Source organism: Flavobacterium sp. (assembly GCF_039916025.1).
Taxonomy (GTDB): Bacteria; Bacteroidota; Bacteroidia; order Flavobacteriales; family Flavobacteriaceae; genus Flavobacterium.
The window spans coordinates 1-15,727 of record NZ_JBDSMB010000078.1; the positions used below are offsets into that span (position 1 = coordinate 1).

Annotated in this window: 17 protein-coding genes; 1 reads left to right on the forward strand and 16 read right to left on the reverse strand. The window is 36.1% G+C overall.

All coding sequences use genetic code 11. From position 1 onward, the window contains the following. Positions 1 to 87: 87 nt before the first annotated feature. From ABIQ27_RS04830 to ABIQ27_RS04900, 15 genes are all read right to left on the reverse strand, one after another. Complete coding sequence (locus ABIQ27_RS04830) at positions 88 to 477, reverse strand: DoxX family membrane protein (protein ID WP_348032559.1); 390 nt, start codon at positions 475 to 477, stop codon at positions 88 to 90. 10 nt (positions 478 to 487) lie between these two features. Continuing rightward, positions 488 to 949, reverse strand: a complete 462-nt coding sequence (locus ABIQ27_RS04835; RefSeq protein ID WP_348032561.1) for a YHS domain-containing (seleno)protein — start codon at positions 947 to 949, stop codon at positions 488 to 490. Positions 950 to 1,041: 92 nt separating this feature from the next. After that, the gene (locus tag ABIQ27_RS04840; protein ID WP_348032563.1) at positions 1,042 to 1,470 is read right to left on the reverse strand and encodes a YHS domain-containing (seleno)protein; all 429 of its coding nucleotides are present in this window, start codon (positions 1,468 to 1,470) and stop codon (positions 1,042 to 1,044) included. An 18-nt stretch (positions 1,471 to 1,488) separates the two neighbouring features. Continuing rightward, positions 1,489 to 2,382, reverse strand: coding sequence for a hypothetical protein (locus tag ABIQ27_RS04845; RefSeq protein WP_348032565.1), 894 nt, complete (start codon positions 2,380 to 2,382; stop codon positions 1,489 to 1,491). A 4-nt stretch (positions 2,383 to 2,386) separates the two neighbouring features. Next, the gene (locus ABIQ27_RS04850) at positions 2,387 to 2,881 is read right to left on the reverse strand and encodes a DM13 domain-containing protein (protein ID WP_348032567.1); all 495 of its coding nucleotides are present in this window, start codon (positions 2,879 to 2,881) and stop codon (positions 2,387 to 2,389) included. 144 nt (positions 2,882 to 3,025) lie between these two features. After that, positions 3,026 to 3,376, reverse strand: coding sequence for a hypothetical protein (locus ABIQ27_RS04855; RefSeq protein ID WP_348032569.1), 351 nt, complete (start codon positions 3,374 to 3,376; stop codon positions 3,026 to 3,028). Between the two features lie 29 nt (positions 3,377 to 3,405). Beyond that, the gene (locus ABIQ27_RS04860; RefSeq protein WP_348032571.1) at positions 3,406 to 4,158 is read right to left on the reverse strand and encodes a DUF1223 domain-containing protein; all 753 of its coding nucleotides are present in this window, start codon (positions 4,156 to 4,158) and stop codon (positions 3,406 to 3,408) included. Between the two features lie 146 nt (positions 4,159 to 4,304). After that, positions 4,305 to 4,499 (reverse strand): hypothetical protein, encoded by a 195-nt coding sequence (locus ABIQ27_RS04865; protein WP_348032573.1) that lies wholly within the window; start codon positions 4,497 to 4,499, stop codon positions 4,305 to 4,307. Between the two features lie 111 nt (positions 4,500 to 4,610). After that, positions 4,611 to 5,489 carry a helix-turn-helix domain-containing protein gene (locus tag ABIQ27_RS04870; protein WP_348032575.1) on the reverse strand — a complete coding sequence of 293 codons (879 nt, stop codon included), beginning with the start codon at positions 5,487 to 5,489 and terminating at the stop codon, positions 4,611 to 4,613. A 2-nt stretch (positions 5,490 to 5,491) separates the two neighbouring features. Beyond that, on the reverse strand, positions 5,492 to 5,908 hold the full coding sequence (locus ABIQ27_RS04875) for a nuclear transport factor 2 family protein (protein ID WP_348032577.1): 417 nt from the start codon (positions 5,906 to 5,908) through the stop codon (positions 5,492 to 5,494). 58 nt (positions 5,909 to 5,966) lie between these two features. Then, the gene (locus ABIQ27_RS04880; RefSeq protein WP_348032579.1) at positions 5,967 to 6,497 is read right to left on the reverse strand and encodes a carboxymuconolactone decarboxylase family protein; all 531 of its coding nucleotides are present in this window, start codon (positions 6,495 to 6,497) and stop codon (positions 5,967 to 5,969) included. Positions 6,498 to 6,613: 116 nt separating this feature from the next. Continuing rightward, positions 6,614 to 7,147 (reverse strand): GNAT family protein, encoded by a 534-nt coding sequence (locus ABIQ27_RS04885; RefSeq protein WP_348032581.1) that lies wholly within the window; start codon positions 7,145 to 7,147, stop codon positions 6,614 to 6,616. A 6-nt stretch (positions 7,148 to 7,153) separates the two neighbouring features. Next, positions 7,154 to 7,834, reverse strand: a complete 681-nt coding sequence (locus tag ABIQ27_RS04890) for a Crp/Fnr family transcriptional regulator (RefSeq protein ID WP_348032586.1) — start codon at positions 7,832 to 7,834, stop codon at positions 7,154 to 7,156. Positions 7,835 to 7,837: 3 nt separating this feature from the next. Next, complete coding sequence (locus tag ABIQ27_RS04895) at positions 7,838 to 8,389, reverse strand: hypothetical protein (protein WP_348032588.1); 552 nt, start codon at positions 8,387 to 8,389, stop codon at positions 7,838 to 7,840. A gap of 179 nt (positions 8,390 to 8,568) precedes the next feature. Continuing rightward, on the reverse strand, positions 8,569 to 9,705 hold the full coding sequence (locus tag ABIQ27_RS04900) for an acyl-CoA dehydrogenase family protein (RefSeq protein ID WP_348032590.1): 1,137 nt from the start codon (positions 9,703 to 9,705) through the stop codon (positions 8,569 to 8,571). 94 nt (positions 9,706 to 9,799) lie between these two features. Here ABIQ27_RS04900 and ABIQ27_RS04905 point away from each other — a divergent pair, with 94 nt between their 5' ends. After that, entirely contained in the window at positions 9,800 to 10,867 is a 1,068-nt protein-coding gene (locus ABIQ27_RS04905; RefSeq protein ID WP_348032592.1) for an anhydro-N-acetylmuramic acid kinase, read from the forward strand. 52 nt (positions 10,868 to 10,919) lie between these two features. Here ABIQ27_RS04905 and ABIQ27_RS04910 read toward each other — a convergent pair whose 3' ends face one another. Beyond that, a complete protein-coding gene (locus ABIQ27_RS04910; protein WP_348032594.1) occupies positions 10,920 to 15,482 on the reverse strand; it encodes a reprolysin-like metallopeptidase in 4,563 nt (1,520 codons plus the stop codon). Positions 15,483 to 15,727: the final 245 nt, after the last annotated feature.

A 15,727-nucleotide genomic window follows, 5' to 3' on the forward strand; every position in this document is an offset into this window, starting at 1 on the left:
AAGTAAAATCGTCATTGGAGAGTTGCTGTAACAACAACTCCAATTCATTTAACGCTTTATGCAAAGATGGTATAAGCATGTTTTTATTTACAACTTAAGTTTTAGCAAATCCGGAATTTTATTTCTATTCTGGATAATTAGTATCGTGCAACAAAGTAAAGTAATTATTGCCAAAATAAATAATTCTCCACCATCATTTTTCACAACAATTCCCAAGACAAATAAGTGAGAAAAAATAGCACCAAGCATTGTTCCTGCACCCATTAATGCACCTAGTAAAGTTGTTCTTGGTATTAAAATTAAAATCGACGCAATTAATTCGCCTATTCCGGAACCAATTCTTCCAAAAGGCTCAATTCCAAGTTTGGTAAAAATATAAACGCTTTCTTCTGCTCCGGTAAATTTAAAATACAAAGTTTGTACAAGGATGATAACTGCTATAAGTTTTACAATCCAAGTGAATATTGGGTTTTTCATTTTCTGGGTCTTAGTTGATTATTTTCTTCCAGCTCGCGTCTGCTTTTTTCTTCAAATTGACTTCGTCTTTATTCCAGCTTTTCAAAGTGTTGTTGAAAAATGCATTGTAAAACAAATTCAATTTTCCGTCTACAATCTTGAAGGTTTCCGGATTGATTTCAACTTTTTCACCATTGGCTCCCATCGCATAAGCACACCAGCCGCCATATTGTGGTTCGTAACTAGCGGGATTTTTCAGAAACAAGTCTTTGTTGGCTTGCGACGAAAAATTATACGTCACACCTTCATAAGTTGCTGCTAATGTTGATTTCCCTTTTACTGCTTTTTTCTGCGTAAAATACGCTACAGGATCATATCCCTGAATGGCTGTTTTTTTATCCAAATTGAATTCGGTTACTCTTTTTGTTGCTGTTTGAGCGAATGCTGTTACCGAAATAAAGGCAACGAATAAGATTAAAATTTGTTTTTTCATGACATTAAATTTAGTTCTTTTTTTTAATGAGACAAAGATATATAAGGTGAAAAATCAACTTTGTCTGCTACTTTACATTTCAGATAAAAAAATTATTTTTTTAAGTTTTCCCAGTTCTGATTGGCTTTAACGATGCGCTCTTCACGATCTTTTGACCATAATTCTTTTACTTTCAGATTATAATTCAAATACAATTTATCATCAACAATTGTGAATGCCTGAGGATCTGTTGGCGACGTATGATTTTCTGAAACACCGTAAGCACAATAACCCCCAAATTGCGGCGCATATTTCTCCGGATTTTTCAGAAATATTTCTTTATTTTTTTCTGATGAAAAGAAATAGGTTGCTTTGTTGTATTCTGTTTTAATTTCACTGTTGCCCTGAATAGGTTTGTTGCTTTCAAAATAAGCCACAACATCATAACCTTGGACAGCAACGCCATTTTTTAAATATTGATTTTGAGCATAAGTTTGAGCAGAAGCCATTGTGATAAACAGCATTAAAAGTATTTTTCTCATTTTTTTTATTTTTAAGTTTTAGAATGAATATTGATATTGAAGTCCGGCAACAAAACTTCTGGTTAATCCGTCAGGGCGAACATCGCGAACTACAAATGGTGTTGCCAACGAAAGTTCCAAACTGCTTTGCTTACTCAGATTGTAAGATGTTATCAGGTTTCCGTTTATGGTTAAACCATCGGAACCGTCAATGTTTTCTCTTTGTCCAAAAATGTTTTTATAACTGTCTTCACCCAAATGATAAATGAACAGCACATTGGGCTTGAACGTAAATTTTTTATTCGGCGTTTTTACAGAATACGTTGCTCTTAGTAATGCATCTGATTTTCGTTCAAACAAATTAGTTGACGGAAAATCATCTGTTCCGCCATATTCTTTGAAATAGGAATTCTTATTCAGATTAAACACCGGAATCTGAAGCGCCGCATTAAAATCCCATTTTTTATAATTGAGATTGGTACCCAAAAACAAATCGATTGTTCCCAAACTCGACTGATAATCCAACGGCAACGAATAGCCATTAATCTTCAAATTGGAAGCCGTAAAAGGAAACTTCCATCCAAGCAAAGCGCTCCATTGTTTTTTGTTCTTTTCTTTAAACGTATAATTTCCAATCAGGAAAGCATCACCAAATTGACTTCTTGTGCCAAAACTTCCAGTGGCAGTTGAAAAAGTAACTTTACTCGTAAAAGAAAATCGGTCATTAAATCGTTTGGTATACGAAACATAAGGCGAAATATAGCGAACATCTGATTCGCCAGCACCAAATATCGCAGCAATCTCAATATGATTTTTAAAGCTTTTTTCTTCAGTAGTAAAACCGTGATTGATGGAACAAATTCCGGCATCGCTGCAACCTTGCGAAAAAGCATGATTTGCTAATAATATAAATATGAAAACTAACTTTTTCATTTTTTTAGTTTTGAATTAATTCGGCAATAGCATACAAATGATCGTATTGCTGACAATGAATAAGCACATGTGAATATTCGGCAACATTAACCGATTCCGGAATTGGATAAACTGTTTGAGAAGTCAGATTACCAAGATTTACAAAATCAATTGGCTCAGCTGATTTTGACAAATAGACTTTTAAATCAGGGCCGTTTGAAATACTGAAATCCTCTAATTGCACTCTGTATAAATTACCCTCGAGATAAATTTTGGCTTCGCCCGAAACTGTAATTCCACTGGTTGGAACAAAAATTCCGTGGTATTTTAGCACTGCTGTTGGCGTAATCGGAACACTGTTTTGCACAGTATGCGTTAAATCGCCTTCTACTTGGCAAGAAAAAAATAGGAATAAAATTGGGAATATAAATAGCTTTTTACTCAAGCGTTTAAAATTGATTTTTAGGTTTTCGTGACCCGAGCCTGATAGGCGAACTGACGTAGTAATCTTTGATTTCATAATATATTTATTTTAATAGTACAAAGCTAAATAGTAATGAAACTCTCGAATGTCGGTTAGTTTACATTAACTGTAAAATAGTTTTTAATTAATTCATTGCGCTGAATAACATTAAATCAAAGTGACAGCCATTTCTCTTTAGTTTTATTCGGAACTGGAATAATCGGTAATTAACCAAGTAATAAAAACCAAAACCGCTATCCCAAAGTAGAAATTACGTGACAATGCTCCTTCTATGTTTTCCAGATAAAAAGCGACTCCAATTAAGGCAAATGAAACAATTAGTTCAATCCAGCCGTGAAATTTAAAAGGGAGCAATTTTAACAACCCAAATTTAAAATCGGTAGTTATTGTTACTACTAAATGAATACTTCCCAGAACATACGTAAAAAGTGCCGTTGTTTCCGGAAGGTGAAATAATGTTGGTGATGCCCACAAAAGCAGTACAAAAAGATAATCGACAAGCCCGTGTGACTTTGAGTTTAGTATTTTCATTTTACAAAATATTAAGTTGGTTATAGTTGCTATTTAATTTCTGTTTGGCAAGCTGTTTCAATTACTCCGCTATGATTTTTTTGCAAATAAGCCACCACTATAAAATCATCCGATTGCCAAGTATCTTTAAAATCGAAAGCTATTTGATTTTTAGTATTTGCATCCAAAGTTTGTTCTTTAAAGTCGAAGACTATATTATAACTGGTTTGTTTTAGTCCTGAATTTTCACCTCTTTTAATTTGGACAAACTCATTCTTTTTTACCAACGCTATATTGATAGTTACGTTTTTTTCGCCGCTATTGGTTTTCCAATTTACCAACAACTTATTTCCGGAAATTGTTGCTGATGTTATTTCTAAACTAACATCGTTATTCAGATTTAATTCTTTATTGACCAGTTTTTCAACTCCACTTTCGTTGCTACCAACAATTTCATGCTTGCCATTGACTATTAATTGTGGAGTGTAAACCGAATAAGAATCGAAGTTTTTAGCATATTCTCTTTGCCTGTTTGAAAATTCTGCTTTGCTAAATGGATCTTTCCAACCTAAATAATTCCAATAATCAACATGAAAAGCCAACGGAATGATTTTAGGATTGTTTTTTAAAACATAGCTCGCCAAAATCTTGTCTGCCGGAGGACAACTGCTACAACCTTGCGAGGTAAAAAGTTCGAGTACCACAATTCCATTCGTCTTGGAATTTGTTTTGCTATTTGATTGCCCACAAGCAGTCAACATAAAAAATAGCAGTAAGAATAAGAGTTTGGCTGTTTTTTTCATTGTAGTAAAATTTATAATTCAAATTTACAAAGCGAATAATTTTATCAAAATTTTAATAAATCAAACTTAATTTCTAAAAACAAAAAAGGGCAATAACACCTAACAATTATTGCCCTTTTCACATTATAAAAACTAAAGATTTGTATCTACATCTTTTTGCAATTTGCATCACATTTATGACCTTTTTCGCCATGAGCAAGAACACATTTACCTGCTTTATGGCAAGCTTCAGTACACACATGTTTTTTCAATTTTGCCGCTTTAGGTTTTTGTTGTGCATTTGCTAAAGAACCTGCGATTGTAAATAATACAACCATACTGAACATTTTTACATTTTTCATATTACAATTTTTAATGAGTTACACCTTGTTTTAAATTTCATTAACAAAAGTATATCGGATTTAAAATCGCAATTGTCGGGTAGTTTACATTACATGCAAAATAGTTTGCGATTACACCATGGCTCGTGCAAATCCCACGGTTTCTCTATAAATCTGTGGTGAAACATCAGCATTGTTTTTGAAGAAACGGCTGAAATAATGTTCGTCGTCATAACCCAACTCATACGCAATTTCTTTTACCGATTTATTCGTCAGATATAATTCGCGTTTGGCTTCAATGATGATTCGTTCTGCAATCAGATTGGAAAGCGTTTTGTTGAAATGATTTTTGGTCATTTTGGCCAAAGCTTTTGGTGTTATGTTTAGCAAATCGGCATAATCGCTTGGCGAATGCTTTAACTTGAAATGAATCTCTATATAGTTTTTTAAATTTTGCAGTATAAAAGGTTCTTTATCTGTTGAAGTTACAGAAACTTCTGGTTGCTGCTCTTTCTTTAATCGTGACGCTGTGATTAGGAATATTTTGAGATACGAAATCAATAGTTCATATTGTGCCAAAGCTGGGTTTTGCATTTCAGATTTGATTTGTTCCAAAAGCATTTCAAAAGTGTTTTTGGTAACTTCATCAATAGTCACATAAGGCGGCTCGTAGATATTATTGAACAAAACTCCGCTGCAGGCCACTTCCTGATGGTGTTTATGAATGCAGAAAAAATCGGGATGAAACTGAATCACGATTCCGTTAATTGCTGAAGTTGAAGTCAGCATAAAAGGTTGATACGGAGCAAAAGCCAACAATTGATTTTTGGTAAAATCATATTCTGAAAAATCAACTTTGACCTTGCCATTTCCTTCTTTTATCCAAATCAAAGAATAATAATTCAACCTTTGAATGTGGTCAAAATGATTGTTATCGTCAAACGAAAAAAGCTTAAAAGCCAAGTTTCCGGTTTGCGGATCCACTAAAGTAAAAGTGTTTTGATTGGTCATTTTTATAAATATCGTTCTTCTGCTGTTATTTCCATGTCATTGATGCTGGCAAAACGTTTGCGCATTAATCCGTTTTCGTCAAATTCCCAAAGTTCGTTGCCATAAGCACGAAACCATTGTCCAGCGTGATTTTGATATTCATATTCAAATCGGACAGCCATTCGATTTTCGCGGAAACCCCACAATTCCTTTTTGAGTTTGTAGTGATTCTCATTTTCCCATTTACCCTTTAAGAAAGCTACAACTTCATCACGACCATTAATGAAATCGGTACGATTTCTCCATTCGGTATCGATGGTATATGCTTTTGAAACCCGTTCGGCATCTTTACTGTTCCAGGCATCTTCGGCTAGTTTTACTTTTTGCAAAGCAGTTTCCATATTAAATGGTGGTAGCGGAAATCTTTTTTCTTCGTTCATGACTTTTAAAAATTAAAAACAAACCAATCCGTAGCGAATTGGTTTGCTAATTTACAAATTATAATGCCGGAGCTAATGGAAAATCTACTGGTATTTTGATAAGATTGTGCAAGAAGTTCATTGCCACTTTATCGCTAATCAACAAGTTCAAATCGACTAAACTTTCATTAGTGTAGCCTTGTGCAAAGAAATTATCAATAGTAGCTTGACTTGCTTTTCCTCTGTTTGCAGTGATGTCAGAAGCCAATTGTACCAAAGCGTTTAGTTTAGCATCGGTTGCTTTTCCTTTTCTGATATCCAACAATTGTTCGTCTGAGAAACCATTCATTTTCCCCAAAACCGTATGCGCACTTTGGCAATAAACACATTCATTAACCTGACTCACGATTAAGTTTACCGCTTCTTTTTCTTTATTGGTTAAAGTTGACTTTGCTGTTTGATACGCTAAATAACGTTCTAATCCGTTTTTTGAATTTCCGATGAAAGCGTATAAATTAGGCACAAATCCTAATGCTTTTTGTAAATTATCAAATACTACTTGGTTGTTTTCTGAAACTTGTTCTCTTGTTGGAACTGTAAATGTTGTCATTTTATTTTTCTTTAAAGTTGTTTGTCTTTATTGACAATGCAAAGATGCGGCAGCTTTAAAGGCTATAAAATGGATGATTTACGCAAGGTGATGGACGATTTTCCCTGCTTTGAATTTTACTCTTTTATCTTTCCGTAATAAATCAAATCGACGACTTCGCCTTTTGTGGTTTTATAGTCTTTGCAGATTCTGCCTTCGATTTGAAAGCCTGCTTTTTCGGCTAGTTTTTGAGCAGCAAAATTACTTTCATGAGTTCTTAAAAACAATTTGGCAAAACCATAATGATTAAAGCAATAATCCGTAAACAATGAAAATGCTTTGGATGTTATTCCTTTTCCGGCATAGTTTTCATCGGTGTAACAACCTAATTCCGCTTTTGGGATATTCCAGTCGATGTTTTTTATATCAATAAAACCAACGATTTCATTATTATCAAGGTTCTCAATTATATAAGGATAATACAATTTGCCGTAGCGTTTCTGAATTATCTCTTTTAAAAATAGTTCTGTGTCTTCGAAAGTTTTGGTTCTCGAAACGGTTCCTGTGAAAAAATCTTCCAGTCGTTTACGATTCTTTTCAATTAGCGAAAAGTATTTCTCTAAATCGCTTAGTTCTAATAATCGGATGGTATAATGGTCGAAGGTTATCATGATGGTTTATCCTAATTTTGTAACATCCTCAATAATAATTTCCTTTCTGCCATAATGCATCAATCCATTTTCTTCTAATTCATTTAGCAAAGAAGTTGCGGTTTGGCGCGAAGTACAAATGATTTGGGCGATATCGTTTTGGGTTAGATAATTTTCGATAGTAACCCGGTTGCCTTCTCTTTTGCCATCGCGCTCTGCCCAATCTTTTAAGAAGGTCAGCAATCTTGTTTTAGCATCTTTGGAAATCAAGTTGGCATAATTATTTTTGATGCGTTTTAGTTTCAGTCCAACAAACTTCGTGTAAGACAAAGCCAAACTTGGGTTTCTCAACAGTAAGTCTTCAAAGTCTGACATCAGAAAGCTGCAAATGATAATGTCATCCGTTAAGGCTTTGGCATATTCATTGGAATTTCTGTCGCTGTCGAGTTCGAGTTCTCCAAACAAGTCGCCTTTTTCGATAATATCTTTGATGGTTTCATTGCCTTCTTCATCGATGGAAACAATTTTGATATTTCCTTTTTTGAGTAAAAAAACACGTGGCACATCCGAAGAAGAAAAGTAAATGATATCGCCTTTCTTAGCTTTTTTAAAACCCGTAATAATACACAATTGTCTGATTTGATTCATGCTCAATGTCCAAAACAATTTGTGATCGCGGAGATACCAATATTTTAATTCGTCGTACATAAACTAGTTTAATTTGTAATTTGTCTGAACGGAAATGCTTCCCATAAAGCCTTGTCCAACTTGTTCTCCTTTATTAAAAGTGTTGATTTCTCTACCAAAACCCAAAATAATCCCTGCATTAAATTTATTAGAAAAATCGAATAAATACCCTGAACTTATCCAAGGCTGAATAACCAGATTCGTAGTGGTTCCTTTCACAGAATTATCAATCCAATCGGTTTTCATAAACCAAAAATCGGTAGCAAAACCCGCAATGATTTTTCCGCCTTTTACCGGAAAATATTTTACGATTCCAATGCTGGCTCCATAGCCTTTGGCAATTTCACTATCATTGAAACCGCTTTTATCACCTCTGTCTGCAAAATTCCCTCCAACACGAAATCTCAAAGCTAAATCATCTTTTAAAAAAATATTAGATGTTCCAACAATCATGTATCCCACAGGGTAAACTTCGAATTCTAATCCAATTTCTACTTTTTTGGCATCAATTTTATTTTGTGCAAAAACCGAAAACGAGGTTGCAAAAAGTAATATAAAAAACCCTGCTTTTCCCATAATCGTTTGTGTTAGAAATTATTCCAAATTTAGTCAAAAAAAACAAAACCGGTCTGGTAAAAAAGCAGTATAGGTTTTCAGAATTTATTAAATCAAAAAACCCTTTCGTTGCTGAAAGGGTTTAGTGATTATTAATTTTAAATTTTAAGAATTATTCTTCTCAAATATAAGAAAAAAAATTATACCAATCCACGGGAAATTACAATTCTTTGAATTTCTGAAGTTCCTTCATAAATCTGAGTGATTTTAGAATCACGCATCATGCGCTCTACATGGTATTCGGCAACATAACCGTTTCCGCCATGAATTTGAACTGCCTCGTTTGCTACTTCCAAAGCAATTTCCGAAGCATATAATTTTGCCATTGAACCCGAATGTGCAATGTCTTTTCCTTCATCTTTTTCGCTGGCGGCTTTCATAATCAAAAGTTTCGCCGCAGTAATTTTGACAAACATATCCGCCAATTTGAATGCAATCGCCTGGTGTTTGAAAATTTCTTTTCCAAATGCTTTTCTCTCGTGAGAATATTTCAATGCCAATTCATAAGCGCCGGTCGCAATTCCCAATGCTTGTGATGCAATCCCGATTCTTCCTCCGTTCAATACATTCATAGCGAAGTTGAAACCAAAACCATCGGCACCAATTCTGTTTTCTTTTGGTACTTTAACATCACTAAACATCAATGAATGCGTATCGCTTCCGCGGATTCCCATCTTCTTTTCTTTTGGTCCAATTTCAAATCCGGCCCAACCTTTTTCTACTATAAAAGCATTGATTCCTTTGTGTTTCTTTTCAACATCAGTCTGGGCAATTACCAAATAAGTTGAAGCAGTTGCTCCGTTGGTAATCCAGTTCTTCGTTCCGTTTAACAAATAGTAATCGCCTTTATCTTCGGCAGTCGTTTTTTGCGAAGTCGCATCACTTCCAGCTTCCGGTTCTGACAGGCAAAATGCTCCGATAACTTCTCCTTTTGCCAAAGGCACTAAGTATTTCATTTTTTGTTCTTCTGAACAATATTTTTCCATTCCGGCACAAACCAAAGAATTGTTAACCGACATAATAACCGCTGCCGAAGCATCAACTTTAGCAATTTCGGTCATCGCCAAAACATAAGAAACACTATCTAATCCGGCACCACCGTATTTTGGGTCAACCATCATTCCCAAGAACCCTAATTCCGCCATCATTTTTACCTGTTCTTTTGGGAATTTGGAATGCTCGTCTCTTTCAATTACGCCAGGTAATAATTCAGCCTGAGCAAAATCTCTCGCTGCTTGTTGAATCATTATCTGTTCTTCGGTTAAATTAAAATCCATAGTTGTGAAGATTATGTGTTTCTATTCTTTAATTTTGGTGTCCAAAAGTATGATAATAAAGTTAAAATTTCAAACGTTTTCGTAAATTTAGCCAATGCACAAAGAAACTTATAATGTAATCGGAGTAATGTCTGGCACTTCGCTTGACGGCATCGATTTGGCGCATATTCATTTTTCGATAGTTGATGGTAAATGGGATTTTAATATTCTTGAAACCGAAACTGTTTCCTATCAGAATGATTGGCTGAATAAATTAAAAACTGCTGTCGATTTTTCGGAAACTGAATTGCAACAACTCAGTCAAGATTACACTGTGCTGTTGGCGAATGTTATCAAATCTTTTATCGAAAAACACAATCTAAAAAACCTCGACGCTGTTTGTTCTCACGGCCATACGATTCTGCATCAGCCACAAAACGGATTTACACTTCAAATTGGAAATCTTCCCGAAATAGCAAAACTAATTAATCAAACTGTAGTTTGCGATTTCAGAGTGCAGGATGTTCAGCTTGGTGGACAAGGCGCGCCTTTGGTTCCGATTGGTGACCGGATTTTGTTTTCTGATTATGATTATTGTTTGAATTTGGGTGGCTTTTCGAATGTTTCATTTGAACAAAATGGCTGCCGAATTGCCTTTGATATTTCTCCGGTAAATACTGTTCTGAATTTTTATGCGAATCAACTTGGATTCGATTATGACGATAAAGGCACCATTTCAAAATCGGGAAAACTAAATACTGATTTGCTGAATGAATTAAATGCGTTGGATTATTACAAAAAACCGTTTCCAAAATCACTCGGATTTGAATTTGTAAAAGAAACTGTTTTGCCATTGATTGAACGATACAATATCGCAATCGAAGACAAAACGCACACTTTTACAGAGCACATTACCCAACAAACAGCTGTGGCTTTGCCTAATAAAAAAGGGAAACTTTTGGCTACTGGTGGCGGAACGTATAATGATTTCTTAATAGAGCGCATGAAGTTTCATTTACCTCAACTGGAAATAATCATTCCCGATAAAAAAACTATCGAGTTTAAGGAAGCTTTGATTTTTGCCTTGCTTGGCGTTTTAAAACTCCGGAATGAGATTAATGTATTGGTAAGTGTTACTGGAGCAAAACACGATCATTCTGCGGGAATTGTTTATTCGAATTAAAATAAAAAACGCCACTCAATGAGTGGCGTTTTAGTTTCTATAAACTTTGAAATTATTCTTTGATAAAGCGTTTTACAACGGTTTGACCATTTACTTCAAGTTCTAACAAATAGATATTTGAGTTCAATCCAGAAACGGCAATTACACCATTTTGAACTGCACCTTTAGCAACTTGTTGTCCCAGAGTATTTAAAATTCTGTAAGTAGCATTTTCTGAATCTGAAACATTCAGGAAATCACCTTTCACCGGATTTGGATACAATTTGATGTTATTCAGATTAGTACTAGCATCAGTTGGACGGTTGTTCAAACCACCGCAAGTATCTGTTGCAAAAGAATCCCATTCACCAGCTAAATTGAAAGTTGTGTTTGGAGATAAAACCGCAGACTTTCTTCTTAAAGTAACATCAATAGCAAAGTTTGCTGTTCCGCCATCAAATGTTCCGATGATGTCAATCAAAACACCATTTTTGAATAAACCTACAGCATCGTTACCATTAAATGTCAATTCATTTCCTGCAGTTGAAACATTAGCACTAGCTGCAGTGTAACAGGCAATGTTTATAGAGCTGTTTACCAAAACAAATTTAGCTCCGTTGTTCAATGTTCCAGTCAATGCAATACCTGTACTCCATGTACCCGCACCGTTTGTTTGTTTCTTAACTGTATAAATAGACAAGCTTACCGCAGCACCAGTATTGTTACCAATCTCTAACGCTTTATTATTAGAAGAACCTTCAATATATTCAGTGAACATTAAATCAGTTGCGTTAGATGAATTTGCCAAAGTTGTAACGTTAGCCGTATTACTAACTGCTGAAACATTTCCTGCAGCATCTTTTGCTTTTACTGTAAACGCATAAGCTGTTGAAGCTGTCAATCCAGTTACTGCATAAGTAGTCGCTGTTGTAGTTGAACCCAATAAAGCGCCATCTTTATACACATCATATCCAGTTACTGCAACATTATCTGTTGAAGCTGTCCAGGACAAATCAGTTGTAGTTTGCGTAGTTCCAGAAGCTGTTAAGCTTGATGGAGCGCTTGGAGCTGTTGTATCGGGAGCAGCTGATGTAGTTACGTTTGCCGTATTACTAACTGCTGAAACATTTCCTGCAGCATCTTTTGCTTTTACTGTGAATGCATAAGCCGTTGAAGCTGTCAATCCAGTTACTGCATAAGTAGTCGCTGTTGTGGTTGAACCTAACAAAGCGCCATCTTTATACACATCATATCCAGTCACGGCAACATTATCTGTTGAAGCTGTCCAGGACAAATCAGTTGTTGTTTGCGTAGTTCCAGAAGCTGTTAAACTTGTTGGAGCAGTTGGCGCGGTTGTATCTGCTGCAGCTGAAGTTGTAACATTTGCTGTATTACTAACTGCTGAAACATTTCCTGCAGCATCTTTTGCTTTTACTGTGAATGCATAAGCAGTTGAAGCTGTCAATCCAGTTACAGCATAAGTTGTAGCCGTAGTGGTTGAACCCAACAAAGCGCCATCTTTATACACATCATATCCAGTTACTGCAACATTATCTGTAGAAGCTGTCCATGATAAATCAGTTGTAGTTTGAGTAGTTCCTGAAGCTGCCAAGCTTGTTGGAGCTGTTGGAGCTGTTGTATCCGCTGCAGCGGCCTGAATGTTTACTGTATAATCCTCTACTTGCCCATAAGAGAATGCCTCACATGAAGTTGGTACAGCGTTATATTTCATTGAAACTCTCATTCTTGTATTACCCAAAGCAGCCGTAGCCGGAATAGTAATAGAACCTGAAACCGGAGTAGTTGTAGAAGCAGCATTGCTCCAAACAGTTTCACCAGCATCTGTAAACAAACCATTTTGGTTGTAATCAATAAATACAGCATATCCTTCTGGATAAACACTACTTGTCCAAGCCGGAGTTACTGTGATCGTATAATCAGTTCCTCTTGTTGCAGCAGTTGATTGAGCTGTGAAATCTTCATAACCAGCAGTTCCTGTTGATGTATTGTTAATTGTTCCGAAAACAACTTTCCCTATTCTTTCATCAGCAGTACTGTTTCCTTGTGAAGCACAATAAGAAATTGGCGCCGCCGGAGTAGTTACGTTTGCTGTATTACTTGCTGCTGAAACGTTACCTGCTGCATCTTTTGCTTTTACAGTAAATGCATAAGCAGTTGAAGCTATTAATCCAGTTACAGCAAAAGTTGTAGCAGTCGTAGTCGAGCCTTTTAAAGTAGCGCCTTGGTAAATGTCATAACCCGTTACCGCAACATTATCTGTAGAAGCTGTCCAGGATAAGTTGGTAGCATTATAAGTTGTTCCCGAAGCTGTTAAAGTTGTCGGAGCACTAGGAGCAGTAGTATCTGCAGCTAAAGTAGTAACGTTAGCCGTATTACTTGCTGCTGAAATATTCCCAGCTAAATCTTTTGCTTTTACAGTAAATGCATAAGCGGTTGAAGCTGTTAATCCAGTTACAGCAAAAGTTGTAGCTGTTGTAGTCGAACCTTTTAAAGTAGCACCTTGATACACATCATATCCTGTCACTCCAACATTATCAGTTGAAGCTGTCCATGATAAATTGGTTGTAGTTTGTGTCATTCCGGAAGCTGTCAAGCTTGTTGGAGCAGTTGGTGCTGTCGTATCAGAAGAACCCGCAGTAATCGTAAAGTTAGCATTCGACACATCAAAGAAAACGTGATTAGTTCCTTTTACCATAATTCTGTTAGTTGTTCCAGCTGTATTTGGAATAGTAACCGCTTGTGTTCCATCATTTGGCGTAGCAGCTAACAAAGTTGTCCAGGTAGTTCCTGCATTTGTTGAAATTAAAATATCAACATTCGCACAGTTTACACCATTTGCTGTTGTACCAGCAACGGCCCAGGTAACTGTTTGTGTGCTGCCTCCAACATAAGAAACTGCAGTATTTGGTGCCGTTACACTAAACGGACCAGCAGTAGCATTTACCGTAATAACTGTATCATCACTATTGTTTCCTGCGCCACCAGCTCTGTTATCACGCACCGTCATTCTGAAGTTTAAAGTACGGGCTACTGAAGATAAGGCCTCAACCGTAATTTCACTTCCGGCGGTAGTTGTAGCTCCAGTCAATACTGATGACATTTTCGGAAAATATCTTGTTGGAGAAGTCGTCGGGCTATAAGAACGATAGTTTACACCAGTTGTTTTAGTCGCGCTTGGTGCGGCTGCCGTACTTTGTGAATTGAATTGTTCCCAGCAATAAGTTAATGTATCACCATTAGCATCTGTAGCACTTCCTGTTAACATAAACGGCGTGCTTTTCGGAATAGTATAATCCAAACCAGCATTAGCAGTTGGGATTGAATTTCCTGTTGCAGTGTTAGTCTGACAAGTGGTTGTTTTAATAAAATTGGTAACTTGTTGAACACTTACCGAATGGAAATAAGGATCAGAATGTGCCTGTATATCTAAATCAGTAATACCAGCGTAACCCATAATTGTTGATCCAGAACCTGGTTCCATTTGAACTCCGGTTCCTTCATTACTGTGCGTAAAAGTATGGTTGGCACCAAATTGATGACCCATTTCGTGAGCCACATAATCAATATCAAAATTATCGCCTGATGGAACACCATCGTTTGGCGAAGTATAACCACTTCCTTTATAATTGTTTGGTGAAGTAATTCCACCGGAAACTGATGTGCTGGTATCATTACTACATACGCATCCTATGCAACCTGCATTTCCTCCTCCACCTGTTGCTCCGAAAAGATGACCGACATCAAAATTAGCATTTCCAATCACAGATACCAAAGTATTCATCAATTGCAAATTCCAGTTATCTAAACCAGAAGCTGGTGAATAAGGATCAGTTGAAGCGCTGGTATAAATTACACTATCAGTATTGGCAATCAAAACCATTCTTGCCGAAAAATCCTTTTCGAAAACGCCATTTACACGAGTCATAGTATTATTGATAGCTGCCAAAGCTAATGCTTTAGTTCCACCAAAATAAGCGGTGTATTCACCTGTAACTGACATCGCCAAACGATAAGTTCTCAATGTAGCATCGTCCGCATTTGGACGTGCAGTAATACCACTTGCTGTTAAATCCGTTTGCGCTTGAGCAATTACTCTACACTCAAAACGTGTCAACGAAGCTGCTTTGTCAGCTTTTTTGTATACAGCATAAGTTGCTAAATCAGTAGTGTATGGCTCGATAAATTCTGCCGATTGGTCAGCTCTGATAACCATAGTTTGCAATCCTAACGGAGACAAACTGAAATATATCGTTGAGCCAGGAGTATCTTCTCCTTGTCCGATATAAGATTTAATTTCAGGATAACGTGCCGCTAAAGCCGGATCCATATTTGACGATTCTTTAATTCGGAATCGCTCTAATTGTCCATTTGCATTGGGAAACGACACAATTACATTTGATTTACCTGATGTAAATCGTTGTGGTGCATTAGTTAACGATTGTCGCAGTGCGTTAACATCGAGTGCAAATAATTGGAGATTCGTAAGCGTTTGTTTGTTCGCTACAACAACGGCATCTGCTCTATTGTTGGTGCTGGCCCAAGCAGATTGCTTGTTTTGTGCCCATGACAAACTACTGATAGCTAAAAAAGCTATCGAAAGTAATTTAATTTTCATTTTCTATAAGGATTGGTTAGTTAATAAGTTGGCAAATATATTAATTTCCCATTACCGTTGACAGAATGTTGAAAACTCTATAGGTTTTTAACAATTATAACACATAAATGTCAAATATAAGTGTTAAAACTATGTTTTACTAGGTGAAATATTACAACAAATTCAAAATTTGCAACACTCAATTGCATTGCCAATTTCAGAATTAATATCATTAATTTTATTCACGCCAAGATTCTGAATTACTA

Bases quoted from the DNA above. Each gene is read 5' to 3' on its own strand.
- ABIQ27_RS04835 (WP_348032561.1), bottom strand. From the start codon at position 949: ATGAAAAAACAAATTTTAATCTTATTCGTTGCCTTTATTTCGGTAACA.
- ABIQ27_RS04910 (WP_348032594.1), bottom strand. From the start codon at position 15,482: ATGAAAATTAAATTACTTTCGATAGCTTTTTTAGCTATCAGTAGTTTG.
- ABIQ27_RS04905 (WP_348032592.1), top strand. From the start codon at position 9,800: ATGCACAAAGAAACTTATAATGTAATCGGAGTAATGTCTGGCACTTCG.
- ABIQ27_RS04885 (WP_348032581.1), bottom strand. From the start codon at position 7,147: ATGATAACCTTCGACCATTATACCATCCGATTATTAGAACTAAGCGAT.
- ABIQ27_RS04900 (WP_348032590.1), bottom strand. From the start codon at position 9,705: ATGGATTTTAATTTAACCGAAGAACAGATAATGATTCAACAAGCAGCG.
- ABIQ27_RS04855 (WP_348032569.1), bottom strand. From the start codon at position 3,376: ATGAAAATACTAAACTCAAAGTCACACGGGCTTGTCGATTATCTTTTT.
- ABIQ27_RS04890 (WP_348032586.1), bottom strand. From the start codon at position 7,834: ATGTACGACGAATTAAAATATTGGTATCTCCGCGATCACAAATTGTTT.
- ABIQ27_RS04845 (WP_348032565.1), bottom strand. From the start codon at position 2,382: ATGAAAAAGTTAGTTTTCATATTTATATTATTAGCAAATCATGCTTTT.
- ABIQ27_RS04840 (WP_348032563.1), bottom strand. From the start codon at position 1,470: ATGAGAAAAATACTTTTAATGCTGTTTATCACAATGGCTTCTGCTCAA.
- ABIQ27_RS04870 (WP_348032575.1), bottom strand. From the start codon at position 5,489: ATGACCAATCAAAACACTTTTACTTTAGTGGATCCGCAAACCGGAAAC.
- ABIQ27_RS04895 (WP_348032588.1), bottom strand. From the start codon at position 8,389: ATGGGAAAAGCAGGGTTTTTTATATTACTTTTTGCAACCTCGTTTTCG.
- ABIQ27_RS04875 (WP_348032577.1), bottom strand. From the start codon at position 5,908: ATGAACGAAGAAAAAAGATTTCCGCTACCACCATTTAATATGGAAACT.
- ABIQ27_RS04860 (WP_348032571.1), bottom strand. From the start codon at position 4,158: ATGAAAAAAACAGCCAAACTCTTATTCTTACTGCTATTTTTTATGTTG.
- ABIQ27_RS04865 (WP_348032573.1), bottom strand. From the start codon at position 4,499: ATGAAAAATGTAAAAATGTTCAGTATGGTTGTATTATTTACAATCGCA.
- ABIQ27_RS04850 (WP_348032567.1), bottom strand. From the start codon at position 2,881: ATGAAATCAAAGATTACTACGTCAGTTCGCCTATCAGGCTCGGGTCAC.
- ABIQ27_RS04830 (WP_348032559.1), bottom strand. From the start codon at position 477: ATGAAAAACCCAATATTCACTTGGATTGTAAAACTTATAGCAGTTATC.
- ABIQ27_RS04880 (WP_348032579.1), bottom strand. From the start codon at position 6,497: ATGACAACATTTACAGTTCCAACAAGAGAACAAGTTTCAGAAAACAAC.